We start from the raw sequence: 25,529 nt of genomic DNA on the forward strand, positions 1-25,529 counted from the left end.
TAGTCTCTCCCGAGAATGGCCGCATGTGGATTGCGGTTGCGGCCCGCAGGAATGTGTTATTCCATTTTCAAACTTTAGTATTTCAGTCGTCTGCAAGGAATCATCATGGCCTATCTGCTCGCCCTCGACCAGGGTACCTCCAGCTCGCGCAGCATCATCTTCGACCAGAGTGGCGCCATCGTCGCCACGGCCCAGCAGGAATTTCCGCAGATCTTCCCGCAGCCGGGCTGGGTCGAGCACGACCCCATGGACCTGTGGCAGAGCCAGTTGCAGACGGCACAGAAGGTGCTGGCGCAAAGCGGCATCAAGGCCGAAGAACTGACCGCCCTGGGCATCACCAACCAGCGCGAGACCACCGTGGTGTGGGAGCGCGCCACCGGCAAGCCGGTCTACAACGCCGTGGTCTGGCAGGACCGCCGCGCTGAAGTGGTGTGCGCGGCGCTGCGTGACCGTGGCCTGGGCGAGGCCATCCAGAAGAAGACCGGGCTGGTGCTCGATCCTTATTTCTCCGGCACCAAGCTGCGCTGGATCCTCGACAATGTCGACGGCCTGCGTGCGCGTGCCGAACGTGGCGAATTGCTGTTCGGTACCGTCGATTCCTGGCTGGTCTGGAACCTGACCGGGGGCCGCCTGCACGTGAGCGATGTGTCCAATGCCTCGCGCACCATGCTGTGGAATATCCACACCGGGGCGTGGGATGAAGAGCTGCTGCAATGGCTCGATATTCCCGCCGCGATGCTGCCGCAGGTGCATGCCTCGGCCCACCTCTATGGCGAGATCGATGCACAGCACCTGGGTGCGGCGGTCAAGATCGGCGGCATCGCCGGCGACCAGCAGTCGGCGCTGTTCGGTCAGGCCTGCGTGCGTCCCGGCATGGCCAAGAATACTTACGGTACCGGCTGTTTCATGCTGCTGCATACCGGCGACCAGTGCGCCACTTCGCACAACGGCCTCATCAGTACCGCCGCCTGCCAGGTCGATGAACGCAAACAATATGCGCTCGAAGGGAGTGTCTTCATCGGCGGTGCCGTGGTGCAGTGGCTGCGCGATGGCCTCAAGGCCATCAAGACTTCCACCGACGTCGAGGGCCTGGCCTGCACGGTGGAAGATTCGGGCGGGGTGGTGTTCGTGCCGTCCTTCACGGGGCTGGGTGCGCCCTACTGGAATCCCGGTGCCAAGGGTGCCATCGTCGGCTTGAGCCGGGGCAGCACGGTGGCTCACATCGCCCGCGCGGCGCTGGAATCAATCGCTTTCCAGAGCACTGCCTTGCTTAACGCGATGGTCAAGGATGCGGTCTCGCCCATCACCGAATTGCGCGTGGATGGCGGGGCGGCGGCCAACAATCTGCTGCTGCAGTTCCAGGCCGATCTGCTGGGCATTCCGGTGATCCGTCCCCAGGTCACCGAAACCACCGCGCTGGGTGCGGCCTATCTGGCCGGAGTGGCCACCGGTGTCTATCGTGATTTGTCGGAGCTGTCCGCGCAGTGGCGCATGGAGCGCACTTTCGAGCCGCGCTTCACGCGCGAGCAGGCGCAGGAGCGCATCCACGCGTGGGAAGCGGCGATTCGGCAGGTCAGCGCAGGCTGAGGCGCTCTCGGAACGGGGCGTTGGTTCCGCCGGTTTCAATTGAAACAGGGCGCACGCCTTTTGACACAGGACGATAACAACACTGCGCCATGATCCTCTCAAGCCCGGCGCATCCCGCTGCCGGGCATGAGACAAGGAGCGGATCATGGAACACCTGCTGCTGGACGCGATGCAACTGGCCGATGGCTTCATCGAGGCTGCCACCACCTTCCTGATGGCATGTGACATCAGCGTGCCCGCGGCCTCGCACGAGGCGCACGGGCGTCACTTCATGACGGTGCTGGGGATGGCCTGAACAGGCCGGACCGGTCCGGTCCGCGGGCTCAGGCTCAGGAGGGTGTGCCCGTACTGAGCATGTGCATGGTATCGAGATGGCTCAGGCGCGCCCATTCCTCGCCGCCACGGGCAACGATGGTATCGGCTTCGGGCGTGGCCATGAGGTCGAGGATCTCGGTGTCGCTCATTTCCATGTCGTCGTTGTAGCGGAACACCTTCAGTACCGGCCGCGTCAGGTCCTGCGCATTCTGGCGGATCACGAAGCCGGAGCGGCCGGATTCCAGCTTGACGATGGAACCCACCGGATAGATGCCGAGGGTCTTGACGAAGGCCAGGAACATGGCGCGGTCGAAGTGGCCGGTCCAGGACGCCATGCTGGAAATCGCTTCGGCCGGGTCCCAGGCACGCTTGTAGGGACGGTCCGAGGTGAGCGCGTCATACACGTCGCAGATCGCCGCCATGCGCGCATACAGGCTGATCTGGCCACTGCGCAGCAGTTCCGGATAGCCGTGGCCATCCATCTTCTCGTGATGGTGCAGGCAGACATCGCGCGCGTAATCGGGCACGTTGGGGTCCTGGCTCAGGTATTTGTAGCCCAGCTCGGGGTGCTTCTTGATCTGGGTGAATTCTTCGTCGGTCAGCTTGCCCGGCTTGTTGAGCAGTTCATGCGGCAGGAAGGCCTTGCCCACATCATGGAGGAAGCCGCCCAGGCCGGCTTCGCGGCAGGCCTTCTCATCCAGGCCCAGGGTGCGGCCCAGGGCCACCATCAGGGCGCAAACCGCCACCGAGTGCAGGTAGGTATATTCATCGGCCAGCTTCAGGCGCAGCACGCTGAGCGTGCCATTCGGGCTTTGCAGGACGGCACCGGCAATTTCTTCCACCACCGTGACGCAGCGCTCCATGTCCAGCGCCTTGCCCAGCCGGGCTTCGCTGAACATGGCCTTGGTCGCCTTCTTGGCGTTCTCGCGCAGGGCTTCGGCGTCCAGCAGGGTGGTGTCAATGTCGGGGCCGGGCGGCAGTTCGGGGCTCGGCTCGGCGGGCGCTGCGGCGTCATCCTGCCCGGTCTCGGCAGCCGCTTCGGCCACATCCAGGCCGCGCTCCGGATCGATCCAGCAGTGCTCGATGCCGCTGCCATGCGCCTGCCTGAGGTCGGCTTCGTTCTTGAGCAGGAACTTGTTCTTCCAGAACGGATGGTCCAGCCAGGCCGCTTCGAAGCCGCAGAAATACATCCCGAGGACCAGATCCTCCGTTTTAATTTTTTTCAACATTTCTCGTACATCTTTCCGGCGCACCGGGGAACGGGTTGGCGTGGCATCCCTGGGCCGCAGGCGGTAGAGCGCCGAGGGCAGTGCGGTCAGGATTGCCGGTCGTTAATGATCTCATATGCATGACCATATGTGAACGATTCTGCTTGTTGCGATTTCGCTAATTTCGTCCCGAACGGGCCGCTCAGACCACCGCCGGCTTGATCAGCGGCTGCTCGGCGAGGGTGCTGCGGATCAGGCCCAGGGCGTGCTGCAGGTCACTGCGGCTGGCGACGCCGCCGATGCACACCCGTACCGCCTGCAGCGGGGCCGCTGTCACCGAGAAGGCGTCCACGCCCACCACGGCCACGCCGTTGCTGCGCATCTGCGCCGAAAAGCTGCTGGCCTGCCAGCCGCCGGGCAGCTTGAGCCACAGATGGAAGGCCTCCGCTTCCGAGGCATAACTGTGCTCGGGGAGGATGCGGGCCACGATCTTCTGCCGCGCCATCGATTCCTTGCGGATGTTGGCCAGCGCCAGGTCGGCCACGCCGTCGCGGATCCAGTGTGTGGCGAGGGTCGAGGTGAGTGGCGAGGCCATCACCGTGGTGGCGCGCAGGGCTGCGGTCAGGCGCGCGGCGGCGGCATCGTCGGGGGCCACCATGTAGGCAATGCGCAGGCCCGCGCCTACGCTTTTGGCCAGGCCGGTCACATAGTAAGTCAGCTCGCTGCCGATGCTGGCGATGGCCGGCGGCGCTGCGCGTGGCAGGAAGCCATAGGCGTCATCCTCGATGATGGCCACTTCATAATGGCGCGCAATGTCCACCAGCGCCTGGCGGCGTGACAGCGAGGTGGTGCAGGTGGTCGGATTGAGCAGGGTGGGATTGCAGTACAGCGCCTTGGGCGCATATTGCGCGCAGGCACCGGCGAAGGCCACGGCATCGATGCCTTCGTTGTCCATCGGCAAGCCGACCAGCTTGATGTTGAGATGGCCGGCCAGCGCCCGCAGGCCGGGATAGGTCACGTCCTCGCAACAGAGCACGCCGCCCGGCCCGACCAGCATGGTCAGGATGGCCAGCAGCGCACATTGTGCGCCCGGCGTCACCAGCACCCGCTCCGGTTCCACCACCAGCGCGCGCCGGCGCAGCCAGAGCGCGCCGGCCTCACGATCCTCAGTCGAGCCGCCGAAATCCTGATAGCGCAGCAGATCACGCAGGCGGCCGTTGACCTTGTTCCAGCCCGCCTGCATCAATTCCATCAGCTCCGGCGACTCCGGCTCGGGCGGCATGTTCATCGACATGTCGACGTTGGGCCGGCCTTCGGTCACGCGCGGAATGCGCGGCCGGCGCTTGCCGCAGACGAAGGTGCCGCGTCCCACCACCGAATCCACCAGGCCGCGCCGATGCGCTTCCGTATAGGCGCGGGCCACGGTGGTGAAGTCCAGGTCCAGCAACTCGGCCAGCTTGCGCTGCGGCGGCAGACGCTGTTCGGGTTGCAGGTGGCCGGTGGCGACATCCTCGGCAATCGCATTGGCGATGGCCAGATAGAGCGGGCCGCCGCCCTTCTTCAACTTGGGAACCCACACGCTGCTGTGCTTGGACATGGTGCCTTCCTTGATTGCCGGCGTTCAATATTGACTGCATCGAAACATCTCATTGAATGCAAGTTGCATTCCATCCAATCGCCGCCGCGGTTGTCGCCAATTGCACCGTCGTGCATCACGTCGCGCGCCCTTGCGCACCAACTCAACACATCTCGCCGCGCCAGAGTGCAAGCGGGTTTGCGCGGTGTTGGTGAATTGTATGGAGCGATTGAATGGATTGCTTCGCCAGGGTCAAAAAACACCTCGCCGATCATGATTCGCCAAGCCGCACCGATGCTGGCCTGCGCCTTCGCGCGCAGAGATTGACGGGATTTTTATGCAGTCAATTCCTGCATTGACGGGGTGCCGGTGGCACGCCTGATGCATTCAATGCCAGCGTCGCGGCGAGGTCGCCGGACCACTTCCCCAAGTGCCGACCCACAGCAATCGAGAGGAGTATCACCATGCCCGCAGTCACCAAAGCAGCCCACGCCCCCGGCGATTTCCTGGTGGATTATGAAGAGAAGGTATTCGAAGACGTCAAAGCCCAGCCGGGCGAAAAAGCGCTGGTGACCTTCCACACCGTGGCATTCGAAGGCTCGATCGGTTTCGTCAATCTGTTGCAGGCCACGCGCCTGAAGCGCAAGGGGTTCGAGACCTCGATCCTGCTCTATGGTCCCGGCGTGACCCTGGGCGTGCAGCGCGGTTTCCCCACCCTGGGGGATGAGGCTTTCCCCGGTCACCAGAACTTCAACAAGCAGATCGTCAAGTTCATGGAAGAGGGCGGCAAGGTCTACGCCTGCCGCTTCGCGCTGCAGGCTTTGTACGGCCATGGCGAGCCCTCGCTGATCCCGGGCATCCGTCCCATCAATCCGCTGGACGTGCTGGACCTGGTGCTGCTGCATCGTCGCGACAACGCCTTCATCCTCGACACCTGGACCCTGTAAGCGGAAGGGCGGCCCATGAGCATGCACAAGAGAACGGTACGGGCGGCGGCGGTGCAGATCGCGCCCGACCTCGACAGCGAACACGGCACCGTGGCCAAGGTGTGCCAGGCCATCGCCGATGCTGCGGCCCAAGGTGCGCAACTGGTGGTCTTCCCGGAGACCTTCGTTCCCTACTATCCGTATTTCTCGTTCGTGCGGCCGCCCTTCGCCTCGGGGCCGGAACACCTGCTGCTCTACGAGCGCGCCGTGACGGTGCCCGGTCCCGTGACCCAGGCCGTATCCGCCGCCGCTCGCCAACACGGGACGGTGGTGGTACTGGGCGTCAATGAACGCGACCACGGCACGCTCTACAACGCGCAGCTGGTCTTCGATGCCGATGGCACGCTGGTGCTGAAGCGCCGCAAGATCACGCCGACCTATCACGAACGCATGATCTGGGGCCAGGGCGATGCCAGCGGCCTGAAGGTGGTGCCGACCGCCGTCGGCCGCCTCGGTGCGCTGGCCTGCTGGGAACACTACAACCCGCTGGCGCGCTACAGCCTGATGGCGCAGCACGAGGAAATCCACTGCGCGCAATTCCCCGGCTCCATGGTGGGGCAGATCTTTGCCGACCAGATGGAGGTGACCATCCGCCATCACGCCCTCGAATCGGGCTGCTTCGTCATCAATGCGACCGGCTGGCTCAGCGATGAACAGATCGCCGCCATCGAGCCCGATCCCCAGGCGCAGAAGGCGCTGCGCGGTGGCTGCTGTACCGCCATCGTGTCGCCCGAAGGCAAGCTGCTGGCCGAGCCCCTGCGCAGTGGCGAAGGCATCCTGGTGGCCGACCTCGACATGGAACTGGTCACCAAGCGCAAGCGCATGATGGATTCGGTGGGCCACTATGCGCGCCCGGAACTGCTGCACCTGGTGATCGATGATCGCCGCACTGCTCCCATGTGCTCGCTGTTCCCGGCCGAACAGCCTGCTCCCGTCACTCATCCTTCCGCGAGGTTCCCTCATGCAGACAGCCGTCATCCAGTTGCATCCCCAGCGCCCGAGCCGCAAGGCGGCCGTGGAGCTGATCTCGGAACTGCAGTCCCTGGGACTGCGTCTTGACGATCCCGCTGCCGGCGCGCAGAGCCGCCGGGGCGGGGCAGGGCCGTCGGATCACAAGGCGGTGACCGTCGATGGTCACACCGTGATGATCCCGGTGCATACCGCCGGGGCCTGGTCCTCGCCCTACGTGGCCACGCAGCCGGGTGCCGATGGCGCTGCCCGCATCCTGCGCGATGGTGTCGAGGTGGGCGTGGTGTCCTTCCCGCACCAGCCGCGCTTCTACAAGATGCAGACCTTCGATGGCATCCCCTACGGCAAGATCGCCACGCTGCACGGCGCCGATGTGCTGGCCACCACCATCCTGCAGAGCTGCATCCGTTACGAGAGCCGCCGCAAGTCCTGCCAGTTCTGCGCCATCGGCCAGTCGCTGGCGGCCGGCCGCACCATCCTGCGCAAGACCCCCGAGCAATTGGGCGAGGTGGCGCGCGCGGCGGTGCTGCTTGATGGCGTCAAGCACATGGTCATGACCACCGGTACCCCCAATGCCACCGATCGCGGCGCGCAGCTGCTGTGCGAAAGCGCCTTCGGCGTGAAGTCGGCGGTGAACCTGCCGATCCAGGGCCAGTGCGAGCCGCCGGACGACAATGCCTGGTTCCGCCGCATGGCCGATGCCGGCATCGATACCCTGGGCATGCATCTGGAAGCGGTCACGCCGGAAGTGCGCAAACGCATCATGCCCGGCAAGGCCACCGTACCTGTCGAGCGCTACATGGAAGCCTTCGCCGCTGCCGTCGAGGTCTTCGGGCGCGGGCAGGTCAGCACCTACATCCTGGCCGGCCTGGGCGACAGCGACGAGGCCATCCTGAAAATGAGCGAGCAGCTCATCGCGCTGGGCGTGTATCCCTTCGTGGTGCCGTTTGTACCGATCTCGGGCACGCCGCTGGAAGACCATCCCTCGCCGGATGCCGTCGCCATGCGCCGCCTGCTGGCACCGCTGGCGGCCATGCTGGAGCACGCCGGCATGCGATCGGGCGATGCCAAGGCCGGGTGCGGCAAGTGCGGTGCCTGCTCTTCGCTGTCTTCGTTCGAAAGGAAGTGAGATGAGCGACGTCGCCGAACACGCATCGCTGGCCCCCGAGATCCTGGCGCGGGGCGTGCGCATCAAGCTGGCGCTGGACACTGGGGAACGCGAAGCAGCGCGCCGCCTGCGCCGCGCCGTATTTTGCGCCGAACAGAAGGTATTTCAGGAGGACGATGGCGACGCTACCGATGCCATCGCCATGCCCATCGTGGCCGTTCTGGAGCGCGATGAGGGTTGGCAGGAAATCATAGGAACGGTGCGAATCCATGAATCTTCGCCAGGCGTGTGGCATGGCTCGCGGCTGGCCGTGGCACGGCATGCGCGCCGCGTCGGCTCGGTCGGCAGCGGTCTCATCCGGCTGGCCGTCTGCACTGCGCATGCGCACGGCTGCCACACCTTCCTGGCCCAGGTGCAGAGCCAGAATGCGCCGCTGTTTCACCGCCTGCACTGGCATACGCTGGCAGAGATTGAAGTCCATGGCCTGCCGCATCACCTGATGCAGGCCGACCTGTCGTTCTATCCCCCGATCAGCGATGGCGATGTCGGTTTCGTCGTCGGTCGCGAGGAGCGCACGCCATGAATGCGCGCGACAGTGCGCCCACGCTGGCGCAGATCATCGAGACCCTGCGTGCCTCGCGCGGCATCGCGCACAAGCGCGATATCGATGCCGTGATGCAGGCGCTGCCGCCAGCCCCGGCCATGCAGCACCACGGACATACGCTGGCCGTAGGCGACGACTGCGCGGCCATTCCGGATGGCGACGGCTATCTGCTGTTTGCCATCGAAGGTTTCCTCAACGAGTTCGTCGACCAGCAGCCCTGGTTTGCCGGCTACTGCGGCGTGATGGTCAACGTCAGCGACATCTACGCCATGGGCGGACGTCCGCTGGCGGTGGTCGATGCCCTGTGGAGCCGTGGTGGCGAGGCCGCGCGGCCCATCCTCGACGGACTGGCCGAGGGCGCGCGCGTCTATGGAGTGCCGCTGGTGGGCGGCCACAGCAATCGCCGCAACGACCGCGAACAGCTCTCCGTCTCCATCATCGGCCGGGCCACGCGCCTGCTGACCAGTTTTGATGCGCGCAGCGGTGAACACCTGGTGGCCGCCATTGATCTGCGCGGGCGCTTCCAGGAACCGTATGCCTACTGGAATGCCAGTACAGGCGCACCCGCCGAACGTCTGCGCGGCGACCTCGAAGTGTTGCCCGCACTGGCCGAAGCGGGTCTTGCGCGTGCCGGCAAGGACATCAGCATGGCCGGCGTGATCGGCACCGCCTTGATGCTGCTGGAGTGCTCCGCCAAGGGCGCGGTGATCGATCTGGAGGCCATGCCGTGTCCGCCTGGTGTCGATTTCCAGCGCTGGCTGAGCGCCTTTCCCAGTTATGGATTCCTGTTGAGCGTGGACGATGATGACCTGCCGGAGGTGCTGGCCCGCTTTGCTGAGCGCGGCATTGCGGCAGCGTCCATCGGCCGCATCGATGACAGCTGCCAGCTCGATCTGTGCTGGCACGGACAGCGTTTGCCCTTCTGGAACCTGGCCGAGGAAGCGCTGATCGGTTGCGGTCCGCGCCGGGAGGCCTGAATGGAAACCTCACGCATACCGTTGCGCATCGCCATGCTGACCCACTCCGTCAATCCGCGCGGCGGCGTGGTGCATGCCCTGCAACTGGCCGAGGGCCTGCAGGCGCTCGGCCATGAGGTCAGCCTGTTTGCGCCGGATGCGCGCGGCAAGGGCTTGTTCCGTGCGGCAGCCTGCACCTTCCATCCGGTGCCCGGGCCGGTGCAGTGCGAGGGTGTCGTCGGCATGGTGCGCCAGCGTATCGAGGACTACCTGCGCTGCTTTGAGCAGACCGATATGCACGCCTTCGATCTTTGTCACGCCCAGGATTCCATCAGCGCCAATGCACTGGCCACGCTGGTGGAGCGGGGCGTGATCCGGGGCTACGTGCGCACCGTCCATCACCTCGACCAGTTCGATGATCCGCAGCTGCATGCATGGCAGGAACGCGGCTATCGCATGGCCGACCGCGTGCTGTGCGTCAGCCGCACCTGGCAGGACATCCTGCAGTGCGAGCATGGGGTGCGCGCCGAACTGGTGTCCAACGGCGTCGACATGCTGCGCCATTCACCCCGGCCGGATCCGCGCGACCAGGCCGTGCGGCACTCGCAAAGCCTGACCGGCAAGCCGCTGTTGCTGGCCGTGGGCGGCGTGGAGCCGCGCAAGAATACGTTGGGCATCCTGCAGGCATTCGTGCGCCTGCGCCGCGTTTATCCGCAGGCGCAACTGGTCATCGCCGGGGGCGCGAGCGTGCTGGATCACGCCGGTTATCAGCGCGCTTTCCAGGCCGAACTGGCGGCCGCCGCCTTGCCGGCCGACGCCGTGCGCATCCTCGGGCAAGTGGACGATGCCGACATGCCGTCGCTGTTCCGTTGCGCCGATGTGCTGGTCTTTCCTTCCCTGAAGGAAGGCTTCGGACTGGTGGTGCTGGAAGCCATGGCCAGTGGCGTGCCGGTGGTGGTGTCGCGCATCGCGCCCTTTACCGAGTATCTCGACGGCGATTGCTGTGCCTGGGTCGATCCGCACGATCCGGCCTCGATGGCGGCCGGCATCGCGCATGCGCTGGCGCCGGCGGCACGGCCTGGGCTGATCGCGGCAGGACTGGAAGTCTGTGCGCGTTTCTCGTGGCAGCGCTCGGCACGCCGGCATGTGGAGTTGTATGCAGATTTCATCCGCTGCCAGCCCGTGGCAGCGTCATTCCAAGAGGAACACCATGCCTGAAATGCACTTTCGTGTCCGCTGGCCGGACGACACCGTCACCGACTGCTATTCCCCCTCGCTGGTGGTCAAGGAACATCTGGAGGAGGGACGCAGCTACGCGCTGGCCGACTTTGTCCAGCGCAGCGCCACGGCATTGAACATCGGCAGCGAGCGGGTCCGGGCGAAATACGGCTTCGCCTGTTCCTCGGCGCTGGACCAGCTGCGTCGCATCGAGGAGATGGCGGCCCGCTTCGAGGCCAGTGCCGATCCAGTGGTCCGGGTCGAGTCCTTCACGCCCTGATCGCTCCATCACGCCTTATCCAACACGACATCACTGCACGAGGTACACCATGTCCACCCAAGTCTCAGGCGCGACGCGCCACCATAGCGTCATCATCATCGGCGGCGGCCAGGCCGGCCTGTCGATCAGCTGGTACCTGAAGCAGGCCGGCATCGATCACGTGGTACTGGAAAAACACCAGGTCGGCCACGCCTGGCGGCATGAGCGCTGGGATACCTTTTGCCTGGTCACGCCCAACTGGCAATGCAACCTGCCCGGCTATCCGTATCGCGGCGACGATCCCTATGGCTTCATGAAGAAGGACGAGATCGTGGCCTACCTCGATGGTTTCGTGGCCAGCTTCCAGCCACCGGTGCGCGAAGGCGTGACGGTCGGGAAGCTGTGGCGCGTGGGTGAGCGCTGGCATCTCAGCGCCAGTGATGGCGCCTACACGGCGGACCAGGTGGTGGTGGCGGTCGGCGGCTACCACATCCCGGTGGTGCCGCGCGCGGCCGAGCGCCTGCCGGCCGATATCGTGCAGATCCATTCCAGCCAGTATCTCAATCCGCAGTCGCTGCCCGAGGGCGAAGTGCTGGTGGTCGGCACCGGCCAGTCCGGCTGCCAGATCGCCGAGGACCTGCACCTGGCCGGCCGGCGCGTGCATCTGGGCGTGGGTGAAGCTCCGCGCGTGGCGCGCACCTATCGCGGCAAGGATGTGGTGGAGTGGCTGGACAAGATGAAGTATTACGACCTGCCGGTCGACCAGCATCCGCTGGGCACCGGGGTGCGCGAGAAGACCAATCATTACGTCACGGGACGTGACGGCGGACGCGACATCGACCTGCGCAAGTTTGCCCTGGAAGGCATGCAGCTCTACGGCAAGTTCGACACGCTGGAGGGTGAGGTGGTGCGTTTCGGTGGCGGCCTCAAGGGCTATCTCGACGAGGCCGATGCAGTCTCCGAAAGCATCAAGGACAGCATCGACAAGTTCATCGCCGCGCAGCAGATCGAGGCCCCGACGGAGGCCCGCTATGTGCCCGTCTGGCAGCCGCCCGCTGAGGAAGTACGCACGCTCGACCTGCGCGCACGGGGTATCTCGGCCGTGGTGTGGTGCATCGGATTCCGTACCGACTTCAGCTGGATCGCCGAACCCATTTTCGACGGGCGCGGCTACCCGGGCCATGTGCGCGGCGTGACGGCTGCACCGGGTCTGTATTTCCTCGGCCTGCCCTGGCAATACACCTGGGGTTCGGGCCGCTTCTCGGGCATCGACCGCGATGCCCGCTACCTGTTCGAGCACATCAGTGCGCTGCGGGCGCAGGCAGGTCAGCCGGACCTGTCCCAGGCGGCCTGAGAGACCCCGGTACACTGGCCAAGCGGGCCGTCACGAAAAAAAGCCCGTCCGGGGGAGGGACGGGCTGAAAGATCCGCTGGATGTCGTCGCAGCGGACAAGGGGAAAGAGGAGATCCCGATGTGCGTACTCTAGGCCCCGAAAATTAAGCCAGACTTAAATCGGAAGAAAATCGCAGCGCGATCCTGGCAGCCCGCCGGGAGTCAAGTTGTTGCATGGCAACGTGGCATGCGCGCATCACTTCATCCCGCTTTGCCGGGAACCGCGCGAATTGTTGAAATTCCCGTGCCGCGCGCTGTTACGCTTGCAAGCAATCGGATTGCGTGACTACAACGGGGGAACGATCCGACATGGCGTCATCCGCATCAGAACGGGGCGAGACACGGCAGCGGCCGGGCTCATGACTGCGGACGGCACCATTCCCTGCACTCCGGCCAGACCGGGGGCATAACGACATTCCATCCGCCTTCAGGTCCGACCACAGCCTTGCTGTGGCCGGGGCAGGCGTTTGCCCGATCATCCACAGTTTTTCCAGATCCACACATCATGACATCTTCCTCCCTGCGTACCCGACTCATCGCCCTCTGTGCCGGCATCGTCGTGCTGGCCATGCTGGCCATCGTCCTGACCAACTTCCTCACGGCACGCTCGCGCACCATGAGCGTGCTGGATGGCCAGATGGCCCAGCTGGCGCAAAGCCAGGCGTCCGCCATTGCCGAATGGGCCGACGCCAGGAAACTGGTGGTATCTTCCATCAAGCAGGCGGCCGATACCGCCGAGCCCTTGCCCTTCGTGAAGGCGGCCGAGACCGCCGGTGGTTTCGACCTGGCCTACATCGGCTATGCCGACAAGCACGCCGTGTTCTCGCAGCAGCGCAACCGGGCCCCGGACTACGATCCGACCAAGCGTCCCTGGTACCAGCTGGCCGCTTCCAGCAAGGGGCCGGTGCTGACCGCGCCCTACACCAGCGCCAGTACCGGCAAGCTGCTGGTGACCTTTGCCGAAGCCATCAGCAAGGATGGCCAGGTCACCGCAGTAGCCGCAGCCGACGTGCTGCTCGACAGCGTAGTGGCCGACGTGGTGGCCATCAAGCCGACCCCCAACAGCTACGCCTTCCTGGTCGACCTGGGCGGCAAGATCATCGCCCACCCCAATGACAAGCTGCGCCTGAAGCCGCTGTCGGACCTGGATGCCGCCATCACCCCGCAATCGCTGGCCGCCGCCATGGCCGCCAACAGCCATCAGGAACTGGCCCTGGATGGCCGCCAGCAGATGCTGTTCGCTGCCCGCGTGGCCGGCACCGACTGGCTGCTGGTGGTGGCGGTGGACCGCGCCGATGCGCTGGCTTCGCTGACCGCCATGCTGGCCAGCTCGGGCGTCATGGCCGTGCTGGTGACCATCCTCGCGGCGCTGGTGCTGGGTGCCCTGATCTCGCGCGTGTTGCGCCGCCTGTCGGTGGTGCAGCGTGCGCTGGAAGAAATCGCCGATGGCGATGGCGACCTGACCCGCCGCCTCGATACCCAAGGCAGTACCGATGAGCTGGGCCGCATCAGTGCCGCCTTCAATCGCTTCGTCGACAAGGTCGAGCACGTCATGCTCGACATCCGCGAAGCCAGCCACACCATCCATGCCGCCACGCGCGACATCGCCAGCGGCAACATGGACCTGTCGCAGCGTACCGAATCGCAGGCCAGCTCGCTGGAGCAGACCGCCGCCGCCATGGAGCAGCTGACCTCCAGCGTGCGCCAGAACGCCGACAATGCCCAGGAAGCCAATACGCTCTCGCAGTCCGCCTCCGAGATCGCCGGTCGTGGCGGTGCCATGGTGGAGCAGGTGGTGCAGACCATGAGCGCCATCAATGCCTCCTCGCAGAAAATCGTGGACATCATCAGCGTGATCGACGGCATCGCCTTCCAGACCAATATCCTGGCCCTCAATGCAGCGGTGGAAGCGGCCCGCGCCGGCGAGCAGGGACGCGGCTTTGCAGTGGTGGCCTCGGAAGTGCGCTCGCTGGCCCAGCGTTCGGCCACGGCCGCCAAGGAGATCAAGGTGCTGATCGGCGATTCGGTGGAGCAGGTACGCGCCGGCGAGCAGACCGTCAGCGAAGCGGGCAGCACCATCCGCAGCGTGGTGGAGAGCGTGCGCAAGGTCAGCGACGTGGTGGCCGAGATCACCTCCGCCAGCCGCGAGCAGAGCCAGGGCATCCAGCAGACCAACGACGCCGTGGCCCACATGGATCAGGCCACGCAGCAGAACGCGGCACTGGTGGAAGAAGCCGCCGCCGGGGCACAGCAACTGCAGGAGCAGGCGGCGCGCCTGGCTGAAGTGGTGGCCTTGTTCCGCTTGCGGGATGTCGCGCGGCAGTGATTCACGCTGCAGGCCGGTTCTAAACCGAAGTCATCTTCATGAAAAAACCGCGCTGGCCTGACAGGCCAGCGCGGTTTTTCTTTTGGTAAAAGGGGCAACTCCTTCTCAGCGCTCGCGCACATCCGGCAGCAGCACCGTCAGCACGCCCGCCAGCGGCAGGAAGGCGCACAGGCCATAGACCCAGGCGATGCCGTACAGGTCGGCCAGATGGCCCAGCAGGGCCGCGCCGATCCCGCCGAAGCCGAACATGAGACCGAAGAACACGCCGGCGATCATGCCGACCTTGCCCGGCACCAGTTCCTGCGCATAGACCACGATGGCGGCGAAGGCCGAGGAGATGACCAGTCCGATCACCACCGACAGTACGGCCGTCCAGAACAGGTTGGCGTGCGGCAGCATCAGGGCGAAGGGCGCAGCACCCAGGATCGAGATCCAGATCACCAGCTTGCGGCCGATGCGGTCGCCAATCGGGCCGCCGACGAAGGTGCCCACCGCCACCGCGCCCAGGAACAGGAACAGATACAGCTGCGAGGACGCCACCGACATCTGGAAGCGTTCGATCAGGTAGAAGGTGAAGTAACTGGTGAAGCTGGCCATGTAGAAGTATTTGGAAAACACCAGCAGCGCCAGCACCACCAGCGCGCGTCGCACGGTGGCCGCCGGCAGCGCCTGCGCCGCACGCGGCCTGGCCTTGCCCTTGTTGGCGGCGAGATGGCCGCGATACCAGGACGACACCCTCGACAGCACCACGATGGCCAGCACCGACAGCAGCACGAACCAGGCCACGTTGCCTTGGCCATACGGCACCACGATGGCCGCCGCCAGCAGCGGGCCGAAGGCCGAACCGGCATTGCCGCCGACCTGGAAGGTCGACTGGGCCAGGCCGAAGCGGCCACCGGAGGCCATGCGCGCGATGCGCGAGGCTTCCGGGTGGAAGGTCGAGGAGCCGATGCCGATCAGGGCGGCGGCCAGCAGGAAGGCAGTGAAGCTGCCCGCCAGCGCCAGCAGCACGATGCCGACCAGGGTGGCCACGGCACCGGTGGGCAGCAGCCAGGGCTGGGGATGGCGGTCGGTATACATGCCGATCCAGGGTTGCAGCAGGGAGGCGGTGACCTGGAAGGTCAGCGTGATCAGCCCGACCTGGGTAAAGGTGAGCCCGTAGCCGGTCTTGAGCATGGGATAGATCGAGGGCAGCAGCGCCTGAATCATGTCATTGATCAGGTGGGCGCCGCCGCAGGCCAGGATGATGCTCATCACCAGCGGCTGGGCGGCGATGGCCGCAGGAGAATCGGTGGAGGCCGTCGCGCCGGAAGGCAGGGTGGCATTGGAGTCGGTGGCACTGGTCATGGTGTCGGGGATGGCAAGCACGAGGAAGACTCGAAGCGTATCATTGGCACCTATTCATGCTGATGACACTTGTTGTCGAATAAATGCCATGCGTGCCCACCTGACTTCCGTCTGCCCCAGCGCCGAAGTGGATGCCTTCCAGCACCTGCCCAGCAGCGTGGTGGCCTTTGCCCGCGAGCTGTCGGCGCGCGACCTGCTGACGGCGCACTCGCACCGGCGTGGCCAACTGCTCTATGCAGTGGACGGGGTGATGCAGGTGCGCACCCCGCAAGGCGTGTGGCTGGTACCGCCGCAGCGGGCGTTGTGGGTGCCGCCACAGGTGGAGCACGAGATCCTGATGCTCACGCGCGTGAGCATGCGCACCCTCTACATCGAGGAGCGGCAGGGCCAGGCGCTGGGCGCGCAATGCCGGCTGCTGGAAGTGTCGGTGCTGCTGCGCGAATTGATTCTGGCCTTGCTGGCCGAGCCGCGCGAGTATGCGCCGCGCAGCCGGGCCGGCCATGTGGCCGAACTGATCCTGTCGGAACTGGCCCGTGCGCCGGCCATTCCGGTGGCCATCCCGTGGCCGCGCGACCGTCGCCTGCAGGCCATCTGCGAAGCCATTCTGGACGATCCCGGGCGGCAGTTTTCGCTGGCCGACTGGGCCGGGATGGGCGGGGCCAGCGTGCGCACGGTGATCCGGCTGTTTCCGAAGGAAACGGGTTTGCAGTTCCGCCACTGGGTGCAGCAGGTGCACCTGAGCGAAGCGCTGGTGCGGCTGGCGCGCGGGGATGCCGTGGGGGTGGTGGCGCAGGCACTGGGCTATCGCAGCCAGAGCGCGTTTTCCAACATGTTCCGCAAGGCCCTGCGCAGCTCGCCCAATCACTACCTGCCGCGCCAGGACCGGCGGCGCATCACGCTGGCCTCACCCGGTCAGTAGTTGATGACCACCACCTTGGGGCCACGCCGGTCCGCCGGTGCGGAAGCCTGCGCGCGGTCTGCCCCTGCGGCGCGCTCGGGACGCTGCGGGTCACGCTCCAGGAAGTAGGGATCATCCTGCGGGGCGAGGGCCGTGACGGCCCCCATGATCTGCTGGGCGCGCTCATTGGCTGCGCCCTCGCCGACGGAACAGACCTGGAAGAAATCGGCGCTGCCCTCGGAAAAATCGACGCGGCACTTCTCCGCCACCATTACCGAGATATCAAGCGCACCGGCATTGGCGGCCATGGCCCGCTCGGTGCGGGCCGCTTGCCAGGTCAGCATCAGCGCCAGCAGCGCGACGACGGCATGGGTCTTGTTCATGGGAATCTCCTGTTCAGCCCTAATGTAGCGTTTCGCCATGCCCCTGCGCATCGGAGAAATCCTGAGCCGCCACGTTCGCCGCAATCGTCTCAATCGCCCGAGACGCCGCGTCCCGCCTGGATGATGCCGGTTTGCAAGTGTAAAGATTGCCGATCTTTTACCGTAATCAAGTCATGAGAACTCCGAACCAGGAGAGTGGACATGGCAATGGAAACCGATCTGGCCATCACGGCGCGCGATGCGCTCACGCAACTGGCCCAGCAACAGCAGCCGCGCAATGAGGCCAACGCTGCGCCGCCGGGCGCGCCCGTGGCGACCGTCACCGCGCTGCCTGAAGAAGGCGTGACGCTGTCGTTGTCGGCCCAGGGCAAATTGATGGCGGCACTGGCCACGGCGGTCGATAGCGTGACCACGGCGGCGGTCGATTCGACCGAGGCGGTCCAGGCCAGTCCCATGCAAGGCGTGGTCAAGACCCTCATCGATGCCGCGCGCCCGATCACGCGTGACACGCTCTTTGCCATCGAAGCACGGCTGGTGGCCGCGCGCCGCGGGGCCGATGCGATTGCGGCCGCCGATGCCGAGCTGCCACCGTCGAATGATCCGCAGCGGCTGCGCCAGGCACGCCAGGCCACCGAGTCCTTGTATGGACGCGCGGACAATCCGTTTACCTACATGTCGCGCGCCGAGCTGTCGGCCATCGTCTATGACGAGAGCGGCGCCTACACCACCAACGAGCGCTACGCAGCGGCCAACCAGCGCACTGCGCTGGATCAGAAGTACTGGGCACCGGTGTTCCAGCGGGCGTTGGAGAGCGGTGACTGGAAGCCGGTCATCACGGCGGCGCTGGTGTTCTATGCCAGCTTGTCTGCATTGGAGCAGACCGCCTATCCGGACAACTACGCGCAACTGCTGCAGCAGTATCTCGATCTCTACCAGTTGCAGTCGCCTTCCTCGCCGAATGCTTTACCGCCGCAACAACAAGCCGACCTGGCGCGCATGCTGGAAACCCTGGTGCTGCCGCTCGGTCCGCTGGCGCTGGCCGGCGGCGTGATTCGCGGACTGATGCTGCCCCGTCTCGGCCCCTCGCTGGCCGAACTGATCGCCGCCGCACCGCGCCTGGCCGATCTGGTCCAGATCGGCAACAGCGCCCATGCGGCGCAGGACAGCGCCTATCTGGTGCTGCTGCAACGCGTCTTCGGCGTCACGCGCCGCGAGGACGAGCCGTCCCCGGTGCGCCGTGCTGCGGCAGGAACCAATCCACGTGACTTCCTCGCCTATGGGGATCGCCGCCTGTTGGCCGAGGCCTACGCCTATGCGCAGTCGCATGCAATGGCGCTGGAAGACATCGATGCCCTGGCGCGCGACCTGGCGGCCTATCGCCGCTGGCGTGCCGCAGCGGCGGGCCTGGCGGCCGTGGGCCAGTCGGGAGACGCTGGCATGGAGGCGGTGGAGCAGGTTTTGTCGCATGCCGCGCGCATGAGCAGCGAAGAGGCCGTGATCGCGCGCCGCCTGCTGGCCAGCCGTGCGGCCAGCCAGACGCAATTCGATCATGGTTTCCTGGCCTGGCTGCTGGACCCTGCCGGCGGTGGCTGGCGCGATGGCGAACTGAGCGGCCATGCCAGCAATTTCAGCGCGCTGGAAAAATTGCTGGCCGGTCTGGCTGGGGTGGCCATCGGCGACAGCCTGGGCGAGTCCGGCGAGCTGGAAGCCTCCTATCGCATGGTGCTCGAACGCATCGCCTTGCAGGATCAGGAACCGCAGTGGCTGCGCCAGCCCGCGCAAGCCGCCGCCGACGGCACGCGTACGCTCACGCTGGCCGCGCAGATGGCGGCGCTGGCGCGCAGCGATGCTGCCGACAATGCCTTCATGAACAATGCCCTGATGCTGCTGCGCATGTATCGCCTGTCATTGACCATGAGCCCGGCCGAACAGCGCACGCTGGCCGAGCTGGTCTACTCCGCCATGAAAAAGCGCCGCGTGCGCGCACGCCGTGGAAAACTCTTCGTGGCATGGGCCGAGCGCAGTCCGTTGATGCCCTCGCTGCCGGGCTGAGACAGTCGCCTCATGCATCGGGCCAGGCGCGCTGCAGGATGGCGTCCTGCGCCGCCAGGCTGGTGCCGCCGAGGGTACCGTAGACACGTCCGCCATCGCTGTCGGCGCGGCTGGCCAGGAAGGCATCGGCCGATCCGCCCGGGGCATGGCACGCCATCAGCATGCCCTGCAGGGCCAGCACCAGTTGCTGTACCAGACGCCGGGCACAGGCTTCCCGTTCTTCCTCCGCTGCCGACAGCATCTGCTTGAGTGAGCGCACCCGCTGCGCCAGCGCAGGATGGGTGCTGGCCGCATCGTCCAGTGCCATCAGCAGTTGCGCGAAGCCTTCGGTCTCGCGGCTGATGGCACGCAGCACGTCCAGGCACATCACATTGCCCGAGCCTTCCCAGATCGAATTGACCGGCGCTTCGCGATAGAGCCGCGCCATCGGCCCGGTTTCCACGTAGCCGTTGCCGCCCCAGACTTCCATGCATTCACCGGTGAATTCCAGCGCGCGCTTGCAGATCCAGAACTTGGCGGCGGGCGTGACGATGCGCTTCCACGCGCGTTGCAAGGGATCATCGGGCGCATCGAAGGCATGCGCCACGCGCAGCATCAGCAGGGTGGCGGCCTCGCTCTCCAGGGCCAGGTCGGCCAGCACGGCGCGCATGATGGGCTGTTCGGCCAGCCGGCGGCCGAAGGCACTGCGATGGCGCGCATGGTGGAGGGCCTGCACCAGGGCCTGCCGCATCAGCGCGGCGCTGCCGATGATGCAATCCAGGCGCGTGTGGTTGGCCATCTCGATGATGGTCGGAATGCCGCGCCCATCCTCGCCGACCATGATGCCCATGGCTTCCTCGAATTCCACTTCGCTGCTGCTGTTGGAGCGGTTGCCGAGCTTGTCCTTGAGGCGCTGTATCAGGATGGGATTGCGCGTGCCATCCGGCAGCCAGCGCGGCACGAAGAAACAGGACAGGCCGTTCTCGGTGCGCGCCAGCATCAGGTGCGCATCGCACATCGGTGCCGAGAAGAACCACTTGTGACCGGAGAGCAGGTAAGCCTTGCCGCGCCCGTCTTCCAGCGGATCGGCCGGCATGGCGATGGAGGCATTGCTGCGCACGTCGGACCCCCCCTGTTTTTCGGTCATGCCCATGCCGATCAGGATGGAGCGCTTCTGCGTGATCGGCAGGTCGCGCCCGTCGTGCTCGCGCGAGAAGAGGCGGCTGCGCAATTGTTCGAACAGCGCCGGTTCCTGCTGCAGCACCGGGATGGCGGCGAAGGTCATGGTGGTCGGGCAGAGCGAACCAGCTTCGATCTGCGCATGCAGGAAGTAGCCGGCGGCGCGCGCGGCGTGGGCACCATCGCCCGGCTGCATCCAGGGCAGCGCATGCAGGCCGGCGCGGCGCAGCTGTTCCAGCAGCGTATGCCAGGCCGGGTGGAATTCCACCGCGTCGATACGATGGCCGGTGCGGTCATGCGTGTGCAGCACCGGCGGCTGCGTGTTGGCCAGCGTGGCCAGTTCACGCATCTCGGCCCGGCCCAGCAGCTCGCCCTGGCTGGCCAGGGTGCAGTCGTGCCAGTGTGCGCCTTCGCGCTGCACCGCTTCGCTCAGGGCGAGGTCACTGCGGTAGAGGTTGTAGTCGCACAGGTCGGGGACCTGGTTGGTGATGTCATGGGTGTGCATGTCGTCTCCATGGTTGCGCAGCCGCTTGCCGATGAGTACGCCCTGTTGGAGTTGTGATGGGGGCGTGTTCACTACCGTTCACTACAGTGTAGGGCATCGTCGATGGGCAGGCAGGGCAACATTCCTTTAAATGATTTGGCTATATCCTTATAAGCATCTTGTTAGGTCACGCCGCCGGCACATGCGGTGGAGTCATATTAGAATGCCCCTTTCGACCAAAGATCGCCCCGTGCCTGTGCACGGCTGCGCAAGGAAGCCAAGCAGATGTCTTATCCGACCATCGAATCCACCATCGGCAATACTCCGCTGATCCAGCTGCCGCGCATCGGCGGCGAAGAAGCCAAGCGCCGCAACAACCTCATCCTCGGCAAGCTCGAAGGCAACAATCCTGCCGGTTCGGTCAAGGACCGTGCCGCCTACTCGATGATCACCCGCGCCGAAGCGCGCGGCCAGATCAAGCCCGGCGATACCCTCATCGAAGCCACCAGCGGCAATACCGGCATCGCCCTGGCGATGGTGGCGGCCATGCGCGGCTACAAGATGGTGTTGCTGATGCCGGAAAATCTTTCCGAAGAACGTCGCCAGAGCATGGCCGCCTATGGGGCGAAGATCGTGCTGACACCCAAGAGCGGCGGCATGGAATACGCCCGCGACCTGGCCGAGCAGATGCAGAAGAACGGCGAAGGCCTGATCCTCGACCAGTTCGCCAATGCCGACAATCCGCTGGCGCACTATGAGACCACCGGACCGGAAATCTGGCGCGACACCAAGGGCAGCATCACCCACTTCGTCAGCGCCATGGGCACCACCGGCACCATCATGGGCGTGTCGCAGTACCTCAAGGAACAGAATGCCCAGGTGCAGATAGTGGGCGCGCAGCCGGAAGAGGGCTCATCCATTCCCGGCATCCGCAAGTGGCCGGAAGCCTACCTGCCCAAGATCTTTGAACGCTCCCGCGTGGACCAGGTGGAATCCGTCAGCCAGGCCGATGCCGAAAACATGGCGCGCAAGCTGGCCGTGACGGAAGGCCTGTTCTGCGGCATCTCCGCAGCCGGGGCCTGTGAAGTTGCGGTGCGCCTGTCGCATCAGCTGGAGAATGCGACCATCGTCTTCATCGTGTGCGATCGCGGGGATCGTTATCTGTCGACTGGGGTGTTCCCGGCTTGAGGCGGTGAAGGCAGTGCGTGGTCCGCAGCAGCGGACGCGCACGATGCGCACGATGCGCACGATGCGCACAACAGGATGCAATGAAAAACGGAGCCGATGGCTCCGTTTTTTATATGGTCGGGGGCAAAGAAAACTTAGTTTTTTCCGTACGGAAACTAAGTTTTTCCTGAAGCGCTGCCTCAGCAACAGCACCGCAGGGGCAATGCTGCCGGACAGAAGCGGATTACTCGGGGGTGCCGCCAGTCGGTGCCGGTGCGCCGGGCGCTGCGCCTGGCTTCGGCTTGAACTGCTTGTCGCTGATGCGGAATTTTTCACGGCGGTCGCCCATCAGTTCGCGCAGTTCGCGGATCGACAGTTCGCTCACCTCGTGCATGCGGATCAGCAGCGATGCGCCCACCGGCAGGCGACGGTGACGGATCTTGCTGATCACCGGCGGTGCCACTTCCAGCGCGCGCGACAGAGCGGCATCATTCTTCAGATGCAGCTTTTCGATCAGCGCATCGAGCAGATGGTTGGGATCGTAGTTGACGTGATCGGTGATCGAGTTGGATTCAGCAGTATCGTGGGTATTCATGATCGGGACGTTCCATTATGCAGATGTTTGTGGAAGGCATTGCGCCTATGCATTAATTGTTTGTAAAACTGCAAAACGCGACTGACGTTATCCGAGAAGGCGTTGCCTCTTTCTGCAAGATATCGAAAGCCCTATCAAAGAACGGCTTCAAAACAACACGGTTCAAGTTCTCTGTTCTCTGACCTAGTGCGCCTGAAGCAGCAGCACAACAATAATTCTATGTCTATATAGAAATAATTGCACATTTTTCATGCAGTCAGAAAATTCTATTCCACAATAGTTGCAGAAACTCATTTTCGAATTTGTAACAGATATTAACAGGATTTTTTGCGCAGTTGCTATTGTTGTTCTTTTGATACGACAAATGGAAGCATATTCCAGCCACTTAGCCCCAGATTGCGCAAGGTAACCATGTTTTTCTCAAAGATGGCGGCCGCGTCGGGGTAGGCTGCCACCGCCCGGTCGATGCTGCTTTCTCGCAACAGATGGAGGATGGGAAAAGGCGAGCGATTGCTGTAGTTCTCGATATCGTCCGGTCCCGCGTCGGCAAACTGGTAATCCGGATGGAAGCTGGCGATCTGCAATTCCCCGTCCAGCTCCATTCTTTCCAGCAGGCGATCGGCCCAGTCCAGGAAATCGTTGTACTCGTGAAAATCGGCTAATGCGAGCGGCAGGATGAAGAGGGTGGTGTCGACCTGTTCCGGGTCGGCTTTTGCCAGAAAGCTCAGTTCTTGTTCCAGCTCGACAGAAAGATCATTCCAATCCTGCTGCCGGCTGACGTGGTATCTGACCTGATTCTTCACATGCACGGACTTGGCAAATGGACAGAGATTCAGGCCGATCACGGCCTGTTCCAGCCAAGCGCGTGTCAGCGCCACGACAGCGTCGTCGCTCGGAGTTGTCGGGGAAGGGGCAAGGGAAGGTGAAGAAGTGCTCATACAGGCATTGTCGCACGGCCATGGCGGGGGCAGCCACGGTGACAGGCCACCGGCTTGATCTGTCCCATCACAAACGCGCACAGCCGCGCTAGATCGGCTATGCTTGCCAACCTTTGACGGCAGCCCGCCACGCCGGGCCGCCTTTCCCTTGCACGAACAGATTCCCATGGCGCTCAAATCCACCATCTTCAAGGCCGACCTGCAGATTTCCGATATGGATCGGCACTATTACCAGCAGCACGCACTGACCATCGCCCGCCATCCCTCCGAGACCGACGAGCGCATGATGATCCGCGTGCTGGCCTTCGCCCTCAATGCCAGCGAGGCGCTGGCCTTCGGCAAGGGCTTGTCCGATACCGACGAGCCGGACCTGTGGCAGAAGGACCTGACCGGTGCCATCGAAGTGTGGGTGGAAGTCGGCCAGCCGGACGACCGCGCCATCCTCAAGGCCTGTGGCCGTGCCGACAAGGTGCTGGTCTACAGCTACAGCAGCACCTCGCACATCTGGTGGGGCCAGACCGGCAGCCGCGTCGACCGCGCCAAGAACCTCAAGGTCATCAATATTCCCGCCGAAGCCAGCCAGGCCCTGGCGGCGCTGGCCCAGCGCACCATGCAGCTGCAATGCACGATCCAGGATGGACAGATCTGGCTCGGTGCCAATGAGAACATGGTGTTGATCGAGCCGGAAACGGTGAAGGACTTTGCCTGATACCTTGCCTGATGCAACGGGTCAGCAAGTAGCACGGCAGTCACGGCAGACAAAAAACGCGTCCGAAAACTTAGTTTTCCGGACGCGTTTTTTTAATGTGCAGCAAGCAAAAACTTAGTTTTTTTCCAGCGCCTGCGCGCGTTGTTCCAGATGCCCCAGCAGCCGCTGCCCTTCTTCGGAGTGGAACCAGTCGGCATGGCCGAGGAAGTAGGTGTCATAAGCCAGCGAGGCATTCTGCGGCGACTGCGTGACGCCGTGGAAATAATCCAGCTCGGCCAGTGCGAACTCGGCATGCACCAGCGGCAGCAATGCCGCCAGGGCGCGCATCTGGCGTGCCGTCAGAGGCAGCGTAGCGGCATAGCCATCGAGCATCGCATCCAGCAGGTCGAGGTGGACCAACTGCACTGCACGTTGCGGAATGGCCAGCCACTCGACGATGTTGCGCTCGATCGCCGTGGCCAGGTCGTGCAAGGCGCAGGTGCGGTCACACAAACCGAAATCGAGCACGGTCTGCACCTGCGCTTCAGGCGTGGCATCGCTCCACAGCAGGTTGGAGGCGTGCCAGTCATTGTGCGTCCACAGCGGGACGAATTCATCCAGATAGGGCTTGAGCGCGGCATGCCAAGGCAGCAGGTGCTGCGCCACTTCGCCGCGCCACGGACGGTTTTCCAGATAGTCGGCAATGGCCGGGCGCTGCTCGATGTAATGCTGCAGCGGACGGACCGGATCTTCCTGCGAGAAGATGGTGAAGCTCGACACCAGCGGGCGCGCCGGACGTGCCGGCGCATCGTAACCTGCCGAGGCCAGGTGCAGGCGGGCCAGCATCTGTCCCGCTGAGCGGGCATGGGTGCAACTGGTGAAGGGCGTCCACGACATCGCTTCCCGATACAGATCCACGCCCGGTGCCAGCGGGAAGACTTCATAGGTCCAGTACTCATCGGCCAGTGCCGTCGCGCCCTCACGGGTGGCCAGCGCGCTGCTGACCGGCAGCCCGCGCGCCTGCAGGTGGGCGACGAAACGATGTTCCTCGGCCAGCGCCGCCACATCGCGCACGCGCGCATGATGGCGCTTGACGATGATGGGCCCGCTCTCGGTCTGCATCACGCAGGCCGCCGAGAACGGGCGCGGGCTGTGCCACTCCAGCCGCAGCGGCTGGCCCACGTCGGGATAGTGGCGCAGCACGCGCGCCACCTCGGCCGAGGTCAGCGCGGGCCAGTCGGAGATGACCGGCTCCACGCCCATGCCGTGGCTGATGACGCGGGTGAGATGATGGGAAGCGGCGTCCATGGCGAT

At 64.7% G+C, this 25,529-nt stretch carries 23 protein-coding genes; 15 read left to right on the forward strand and 8 right to left on the reverse strand.

The window, feature by feature from the left end:
* Positions 1 to 105: 105 nt before the first annotated feature.
* Entirely contained in the window at positions 106 to 1,587 is a 1,482-nt protein-coding gene (gene glpK / locus ACWFUC_RS09490) for a glycerol kinase GlpK (protein ID WP_209579756.1), read from the forward strand.
* A gap of 145 nt (positions 1,588 to 1,732) precedes the next feature.
* The gene (locus tag ACWFUC_RS09495; protein WP_166675037.1) at positions 1,733 to 1,882 is read left to right on the forward strand and encodes a hypothetical protein; all 150 of its coding nucleotides are present in this window, start codon (positions 1,733 to 1,735) and stop codon (positions 1,880 to 1,882) included.
* Between the two features lie 34 nt (positions 1,883 to 1,916).
* Here ACWFUC_RS09495 and ACWFUC_RS09500 read toward each other — a convergent pair whose 3' ends face one another.
* Together ACWFUC_RS09500 and ACWFUC_RS09505 are read right to left on the reverse strand one after the other, a co-directional pair.
* A complete protein-coding gene (locus ACWFUC_RS09500) occupies positions 1,917 to 3,131 on the reverse strand; it encodes an HD-GYP domain-containing protein (RefSeq protein WP_489624769.1) in 1,215 nt (404 codons plus the stop codon).
* Positions 3,132 to 3,312: 181 nt separating this feature from the next.
* Positions 3,313 to 4,707 (reverse strand): aminotransferase-like domain-containing protein, encoded by a 1,395-nt coding sequence (locus ACWFUC_RS09505; protein WP_489624770.1) that lies wholly within the window; start codon positions 4,705 to 4,707, stop codon positions 3,313 to 3,315.
* Positions 4,708 to 5,150: 443 nt separating this feature from the next.
* On the opposite strand from ACWFUC_RS09505, the gene ACWFUC_RS09510 reads away from it, so the two are divergent.
* The 9 genes from ACWFUC_RS09510 (at position 5,151) to ACWFUC_RS09550 (ending at position 14,505) form a co-directional block, all read left to right on the forward strand.
* The gene (locus ACWFUC_RS09510; RefSeq protein WP_006463016.1) at positions 5,151 to 5,633 is read left to right on the forward strand and encodes an MSMEG_0572/Sll0783 family nitrogen starvation response protein; all 483 of its coding nucleotides are present in this window, start codon (positions 5,151 to 5,153) and stop codon (positions 5,631 to 5,633) included.
* 15 nt (positions 5,634 to 5,648) lie between these two features.
* The gene (locus ACWFUC_RS09515; RefSeq protein WP_489624771.1) at positions 5,649 to 6,731 is read left to right on the forward strand and encodes a Nit6803 family nitrilase; all 1,083 of its coding nucleotides are present in this window, start codon (positions 5,649 to 5,651) and stop codon (positions 6,729 to 6,731) included.
* Positions 6,688 to 7,770, forward strand: a complete 1,083-nt coding sequence (locus ACWFUC_RS09520) for an MSMEG_0568 family radical SAM protein (protein ID WP_121044812.1) — start codon at positions 6,688 to 6,690, stop codon at positions 7,768 to 7,770. The genes ACWFUC_RS09515 and ACWFUC_RS09520 overlap by 44 nt, the downstream gene beginning before the upstream one ends.
* A 1-nt stretch (position 7,771) precedes the next feature.
* Positions 7,772 to 8,332 (forward strand): MSMEG_0567/Sll0786 family nitrogen starvation N-acetyltransferase, encoded by a 561-nt coding sequence (locus tag ACWFUC_RS09525; protein WP_489624772.1) that lies wholly within the window; start codon positions 7,772 to 7,774, stop codon positions 8,330 to 8,332.
* Positions 8,329 to 9,330, forward strand: coding sequence for a sll0787 family AIR synthase-like protein (locus ACWFUC_RS09530; RefSeq protein WP_489624773.1), 1,002 nt, complete (start codon positions 8,329 to 8,331; stop codon positions 9,328 to 9,330). Before ACWFUC_RS09525 ends, ACWFUC_RS09530 begins: the two co-directional genes overlap by 4 nt.
* Positions 9,331 to 10,527, forward strand: coding sequence for an MSMEG_0565 family glycosyltransferase (locus ACWFUC_RS09535; protein ID WP_489624774.1), 1,197 nt, complete (start codon positions 9,331 to 9,333; stop codon positions 10,525 to 10,527). It abuts the gene before it with no gap.
* On the forward strand, positions 10,520 to 10,807 hold the full coding sequence (locus ACWFUC_RS09540) for an MSMEG_0570 family nitrogen starvation response protein (protein WP_034338457.1): 288 nt from the start codon (positions 10,520 to 10,522) through the stop codon (positions 10,805 to 10,807). Before ACWFUC_RS09535 ends, ACWFUC_RS09540 begins: the two co-directional genes overlap by 8 nt.
* Positions 10,808 to 10,856: 49 nt before the next feature.
* On the forward strand, positions 10,857 to 12,140 hold the full coding sequence (locus ACWFUC_RS09545) for an MSMEG_0569 family flavin-dependent oxidoreductase (RefSeq protein WP_489624775.1): 1,284 nt from the start codon (positions 10,857 to 10,859) through the stop codon (positions 12,138 to 12,140).
* A gap of 544 nt (positions 12,141 to 12,684) precedes the next feature.
* Complete coding sequence (locus ACWFUC_RS09550) at positions 12,685 to 14,505, forward strand: methyl-accepting chemotaxis protein (protein ID WP_489624776.1); 1,821 nt, start codon at positions 12,685 to 12,687, stop codon at positions 14,503 to 14,505.
* 105 nt (positions 14,506 to 14,610) lie between these two features.
* On the opposite strand, the gene ACWFUC_RS09555 is transcribed toward ACWFUC_RS09550, so the two are convergent.
* The gene (locus ACWFUC_RS09555) at positions 14,611 to 15,852 is read right to left on the reverse strand and encodes an MFS transporter (RefSeq protein ID WP_489625530.1); all 1,242 of its coding nucleotides are present in this window, start codon (positions 15,850 to 15,852) and stop codon (positions 14,611 to 14,613) included.
* An 88-nt stretch (positions 15,853 to 15,940) separates the two neighbouring features.
* On the opposite strand from ACWFUC_RS09555, the gene ACWFUC_RS09560 reads away from it, so the two are divergent.
* Positions 15,941 to 16,771 (forward strand): AraC family transcriptional regulator, encoded by an 831-nt coding sequence (locus ACWFUC_RS09560; protein ID WP_489624777.1) that lies wholly within the window; start codon positions 15,941 to 15,943, stop codon positions 16,769 to 16,771.
* On the opposite strand, the gene ACWFUC_RS09565 is transcribed toward ACWFUC_RS09560, so the two are convergent.
* Positions 16,765 to 17,133: a hypothetical protein gene (locus tag ACWFUC_RS09565; RefSeq protein WP_489624778.1), complete on the reverse strand. Its 369-nt coding sequence runs from the start codon at positions 17,131 to 17,133 to the stop codon at positions 16,765 to 16,767. The genes ACWFUC_RS09560 and ACWFUC_RS09565 overlap by 7 nt on opposite strands.
* Positions 17,134 to 17,334: 201 nt before the next feature.
* On the opposite strand from ACWFUC_RS09565, the gene ACWFUC_RS09570 reads away from it, so the two are divergent.
* A complete protein-coding gene (locus tag ACWFUC_RS09570; protein WP_489624779.1) occupies positions 17,335 to 19,185 on the forward strand; it encodes a hypothetical protein in 1,851 nt (616 codons plus the stop codon).
* Between the two features lie 10 nt (positions 19,186 to 19,195).
* Here ACWFUC_RS09570 and ACWFUC_RS09575 read toward each other — a convergent pair whose 3' ends face one another.
* On the reverse strand, positions 19,196 to 20,848 hold the full coding sequence (locus ACWFUC_RS09575) for an isovaleryl-CoA dehydrogenase (RefSeq protein WP_489624780.1): 1,653 nt from the start codon (positions 20,846 to 20,848) through the stop codon (positions 19,196 to 19,198).
* 264 nt (positions 20,849 to 21,112) lie between these two features.
* Here ACWFUC_RS09575 and cysM point away from each other — a divergent pair, with 264 nt between their 5' ends.
* Positions 21,113 to 22,015 carry a cysteine synthase CysM gene (cysM, locus tag ACWFUC_RS09580; RefSeq protein ID WP_489624781.1) on the forward strand — a complete coding sequence of 301 codons (903 nt, stop codon included), beginning with the start codon at positions 21,113 to 21,115 and terminating at the stop codon, positions 22,013 to 22,015.
* A gap of 223 nt (positions 22,016 to 22,238) precedes the next feature.
* Here the strand turns inward: cysM and ACWFUC_RS09585 are convergent, their stop codons facing one another.
* Together ACWFUC_RS09585 and ACWFUC_RS09590 are read right to left on the reverse strand one after the other, a co-directional pair.
* Positions 22,239 to 22,589 carry a hypothetical protein gene (locus tag ACWFUC_RS09585; RefSeq protein WP_088754773.1) on the reverse strand — a complete coding sequence of 117 codons (351 nt, stop codon included), beginning with the start codon at positions 22,587 to 22,589 and terminating at the stop codon, positions 22,239 to 22,241.
* A 338-nt stretch (positions 22,590 to 22,927) separates the two neighbouring features.
* Positions 22,928 to 23,527 (reverse strand): DUF1415 domain-containing protein, encoded by a 600-nt coding sequence (locus ACWFUC_RS09590; RefSeq protein ID WP_489624782.1) that lies wholly within the window; start codon positions 23,525 to 23,527, stop codon positions 22,928 to 22,930.
* A gap of 166 nt (positions 23,528 to 23,693) precedes the next feature.
* Here ACWFUC_RS09590 and ACWFUC_RS09595 point away from each other — a divergent pair, with 166 nt between their 5' ends.
* Positions 23,694 to 24,236, forward strand: coding sequence for a YaeQ family protein (locus tag ACWFUC_RS09595; protein ID WP_034333929.1), 543 nt, complete (start codon positions 23,694 to 23,696; stop codon positions 24,234 to 24,236).
* A gap of 114 nt (positions 24,237 to 24,350) precedes the next feature.
* On the opposite strand, the gene ACWFUC_RS09600 is transcribed toward ACWFUC_RS09595, so the two are convergent.
* Positions 24,351 to 25,523, reverse strand: a complete 1,173-nt coding sequence (locus ACWFUC_RS09600) for a phosphotransferase (protein ID WP_204724925.1) — start codon at positions 25,521 to 25,523, stop codon at positions 24,351 to 24,353.
* Positions 25,524 to 25,529 lie beyond the last annotated feature (6 nt).

The organism is Herbaspirillum sp. Her4 (genome assembly GCF_057961335.1).

Excerpts from the sequence above, each read along its gene's own strand:
- glpK (WP_209579756.1), top strand. The coding sequence starts at position 106 with ATGGCCTATCTGCTCGCCCTCGACCAGGGTACCTCCAGCTCGCGCAGC.
- ACWFUC_RS09495 (WP_166675037.1), top strand. The coding sequence starts at position 1,733 with ATGGAACACCTGCTGCTGGACGCGATGCAACTGGCCGATGGCTTCATC.
- ACWFUC_RS09500 (WP_489624769.1), bottom strand. The coding sequence starts at position 3,131 with ATGTTGAAAAAAATTAAAACGGAGGATCTGGTCCTCGGGATGTATTTC.
- ACWFUC_RS09505 (WP_489624770.1), bottom strand. The coding sequence starts at position 4,707 with ATGTCCAAGCACAGCAGCGTGTGGGTTCCCAAGTTGAAGAAGGGCGGC.
- ACWFUC_RS09510 (WP_006463016.1), top strand. The coding sequence starts at position 5,151 with ATGCCCGCAGTCACCAAAGCAGCCCACGCCCCCGGCGATTTCCTGGTG.
- ACWFUC_RS09515 (WP_489624771.1), top strand. The coding sequence starts at position 5,649 with ATGAGCATGCACAAGAGAACGGTACGGGCGGCGGCGGTGCAGATCGCG.
- ACWFUC_RS09525 (WP_489624772.1), top strand. The coding sequence starts at position 7,772 with ATGAGCGACGTCGCCGAACACGCATCGCTGGCCCCCGAGATCCTGGCG.
- ACWFUC_RS09530 (WP_489624773.1), top strand. The coding sequence starts at position 8,329 with ATGAATGCGCGCGACAGTGCGCCCACGCTGGCGCAGATCATCGAGACC.
- ACWFUC_RS09535 (WP_489624774.1), top strand. The coding sequence starts at position 9,331 with ATGGAAACCTCACGCATACCGTTGCGCATCGCCATGCTGACCCACTCC.
- ACWFUC_RS09540 (WP_034338457.1), top strand. The coding sequence starts at position 10,520 with ATGCCTGAAATGCACTTTCGTGTCCGCTGGCCGGACGACACCGTCACC.
- ACWFUC_RS09545 (WP_489624775.1), top strand. The coding sequence starts at position 10,857 with ATGTCCACCCAAGTCTCAGGCGCGACGCGCCACCATAGCGTCATCATC.
- ACWFUC_RS09550 (WP_489624776.1), top strand. The coding sequence starts at position 12,685 with ATGACATCTTCCTCCCTGCGTACCCGACTCATCGCCCTCTGTGCCGGC.
- ACWFUC_RS09555 (WP_489625530.1), bottom strand. The coding sequence starts at position 15,852 with ATGACCAGTGCCACCGACTCCAATGCCACCCTGCCTTCCGGCGCGACG.
- ACWFUC_RS09560 (WP_489624777.1), top strand. The coding sequence starts at position 15,941 with ATGCGTGCCCACCTGACTTCCGTCTGCCCCAGCGCCGAAGTGGATGCC.
- ACWFUC_RS09565 (WP_489624778.1), bottom strand. The coding sequence starts at position 17,133 with ATGAACAAGACCCATGCCGTCGTCGCGCTGCTGGCGCTGATGCTGACC.
- ACWFUC_RS09570 (WP_489624779.1), top strand. The coding sequence starts at position 17,335 with ATGGCAATGGAAACCGATCTGGCCATCACGGCGCGCGATGCGCTCACG.
- ACWFUC_RS09575 (WP_489624780.1), bottom strand. The coding sequence starts at position 20,848 with ATGCACACCCATGACATCACCAACCAGGTCCCCGACCTGTGCGACTAC.
- cysM (WP_489624781.1), top strand. The coding sequence starts at position 21,113 with ATGTCTTATCCGACCATCGAATCCACCATCGGCAATACTCCGCTGATC.
- ACWFUC_RS09585 (WP_088754773.1), bottom strand. The coding sequence starts at position 22,589 with ATGAATACCCACGATACTGCTGAATCCAACTCGATCACCGATCACGTC.
- ACWFUC_RS09590 (WP_489624782.1), bottom strand. The coding sequence starts at position 23,527 with ATGAGCACTTCTTCACCTTCCCTTGCCCCTTCCCCGACAACTCCGAGC.
- ACWFUC_RS09595 (WP_034333929.1), top strand. The coding sequence starts at position 23,694 with ATGGCGCTCAAATCCACCATCTTCAAGGCCGACCTGCAGATTTCCGAT.
- ACWFUC_RS09600 (WP_204724925.1), bottom strand. The coding sequence starts at position 25,523 with ATGGACGCCGCTTCCCATCATCTCACCCGCGTCATCAGCCACGGCATG.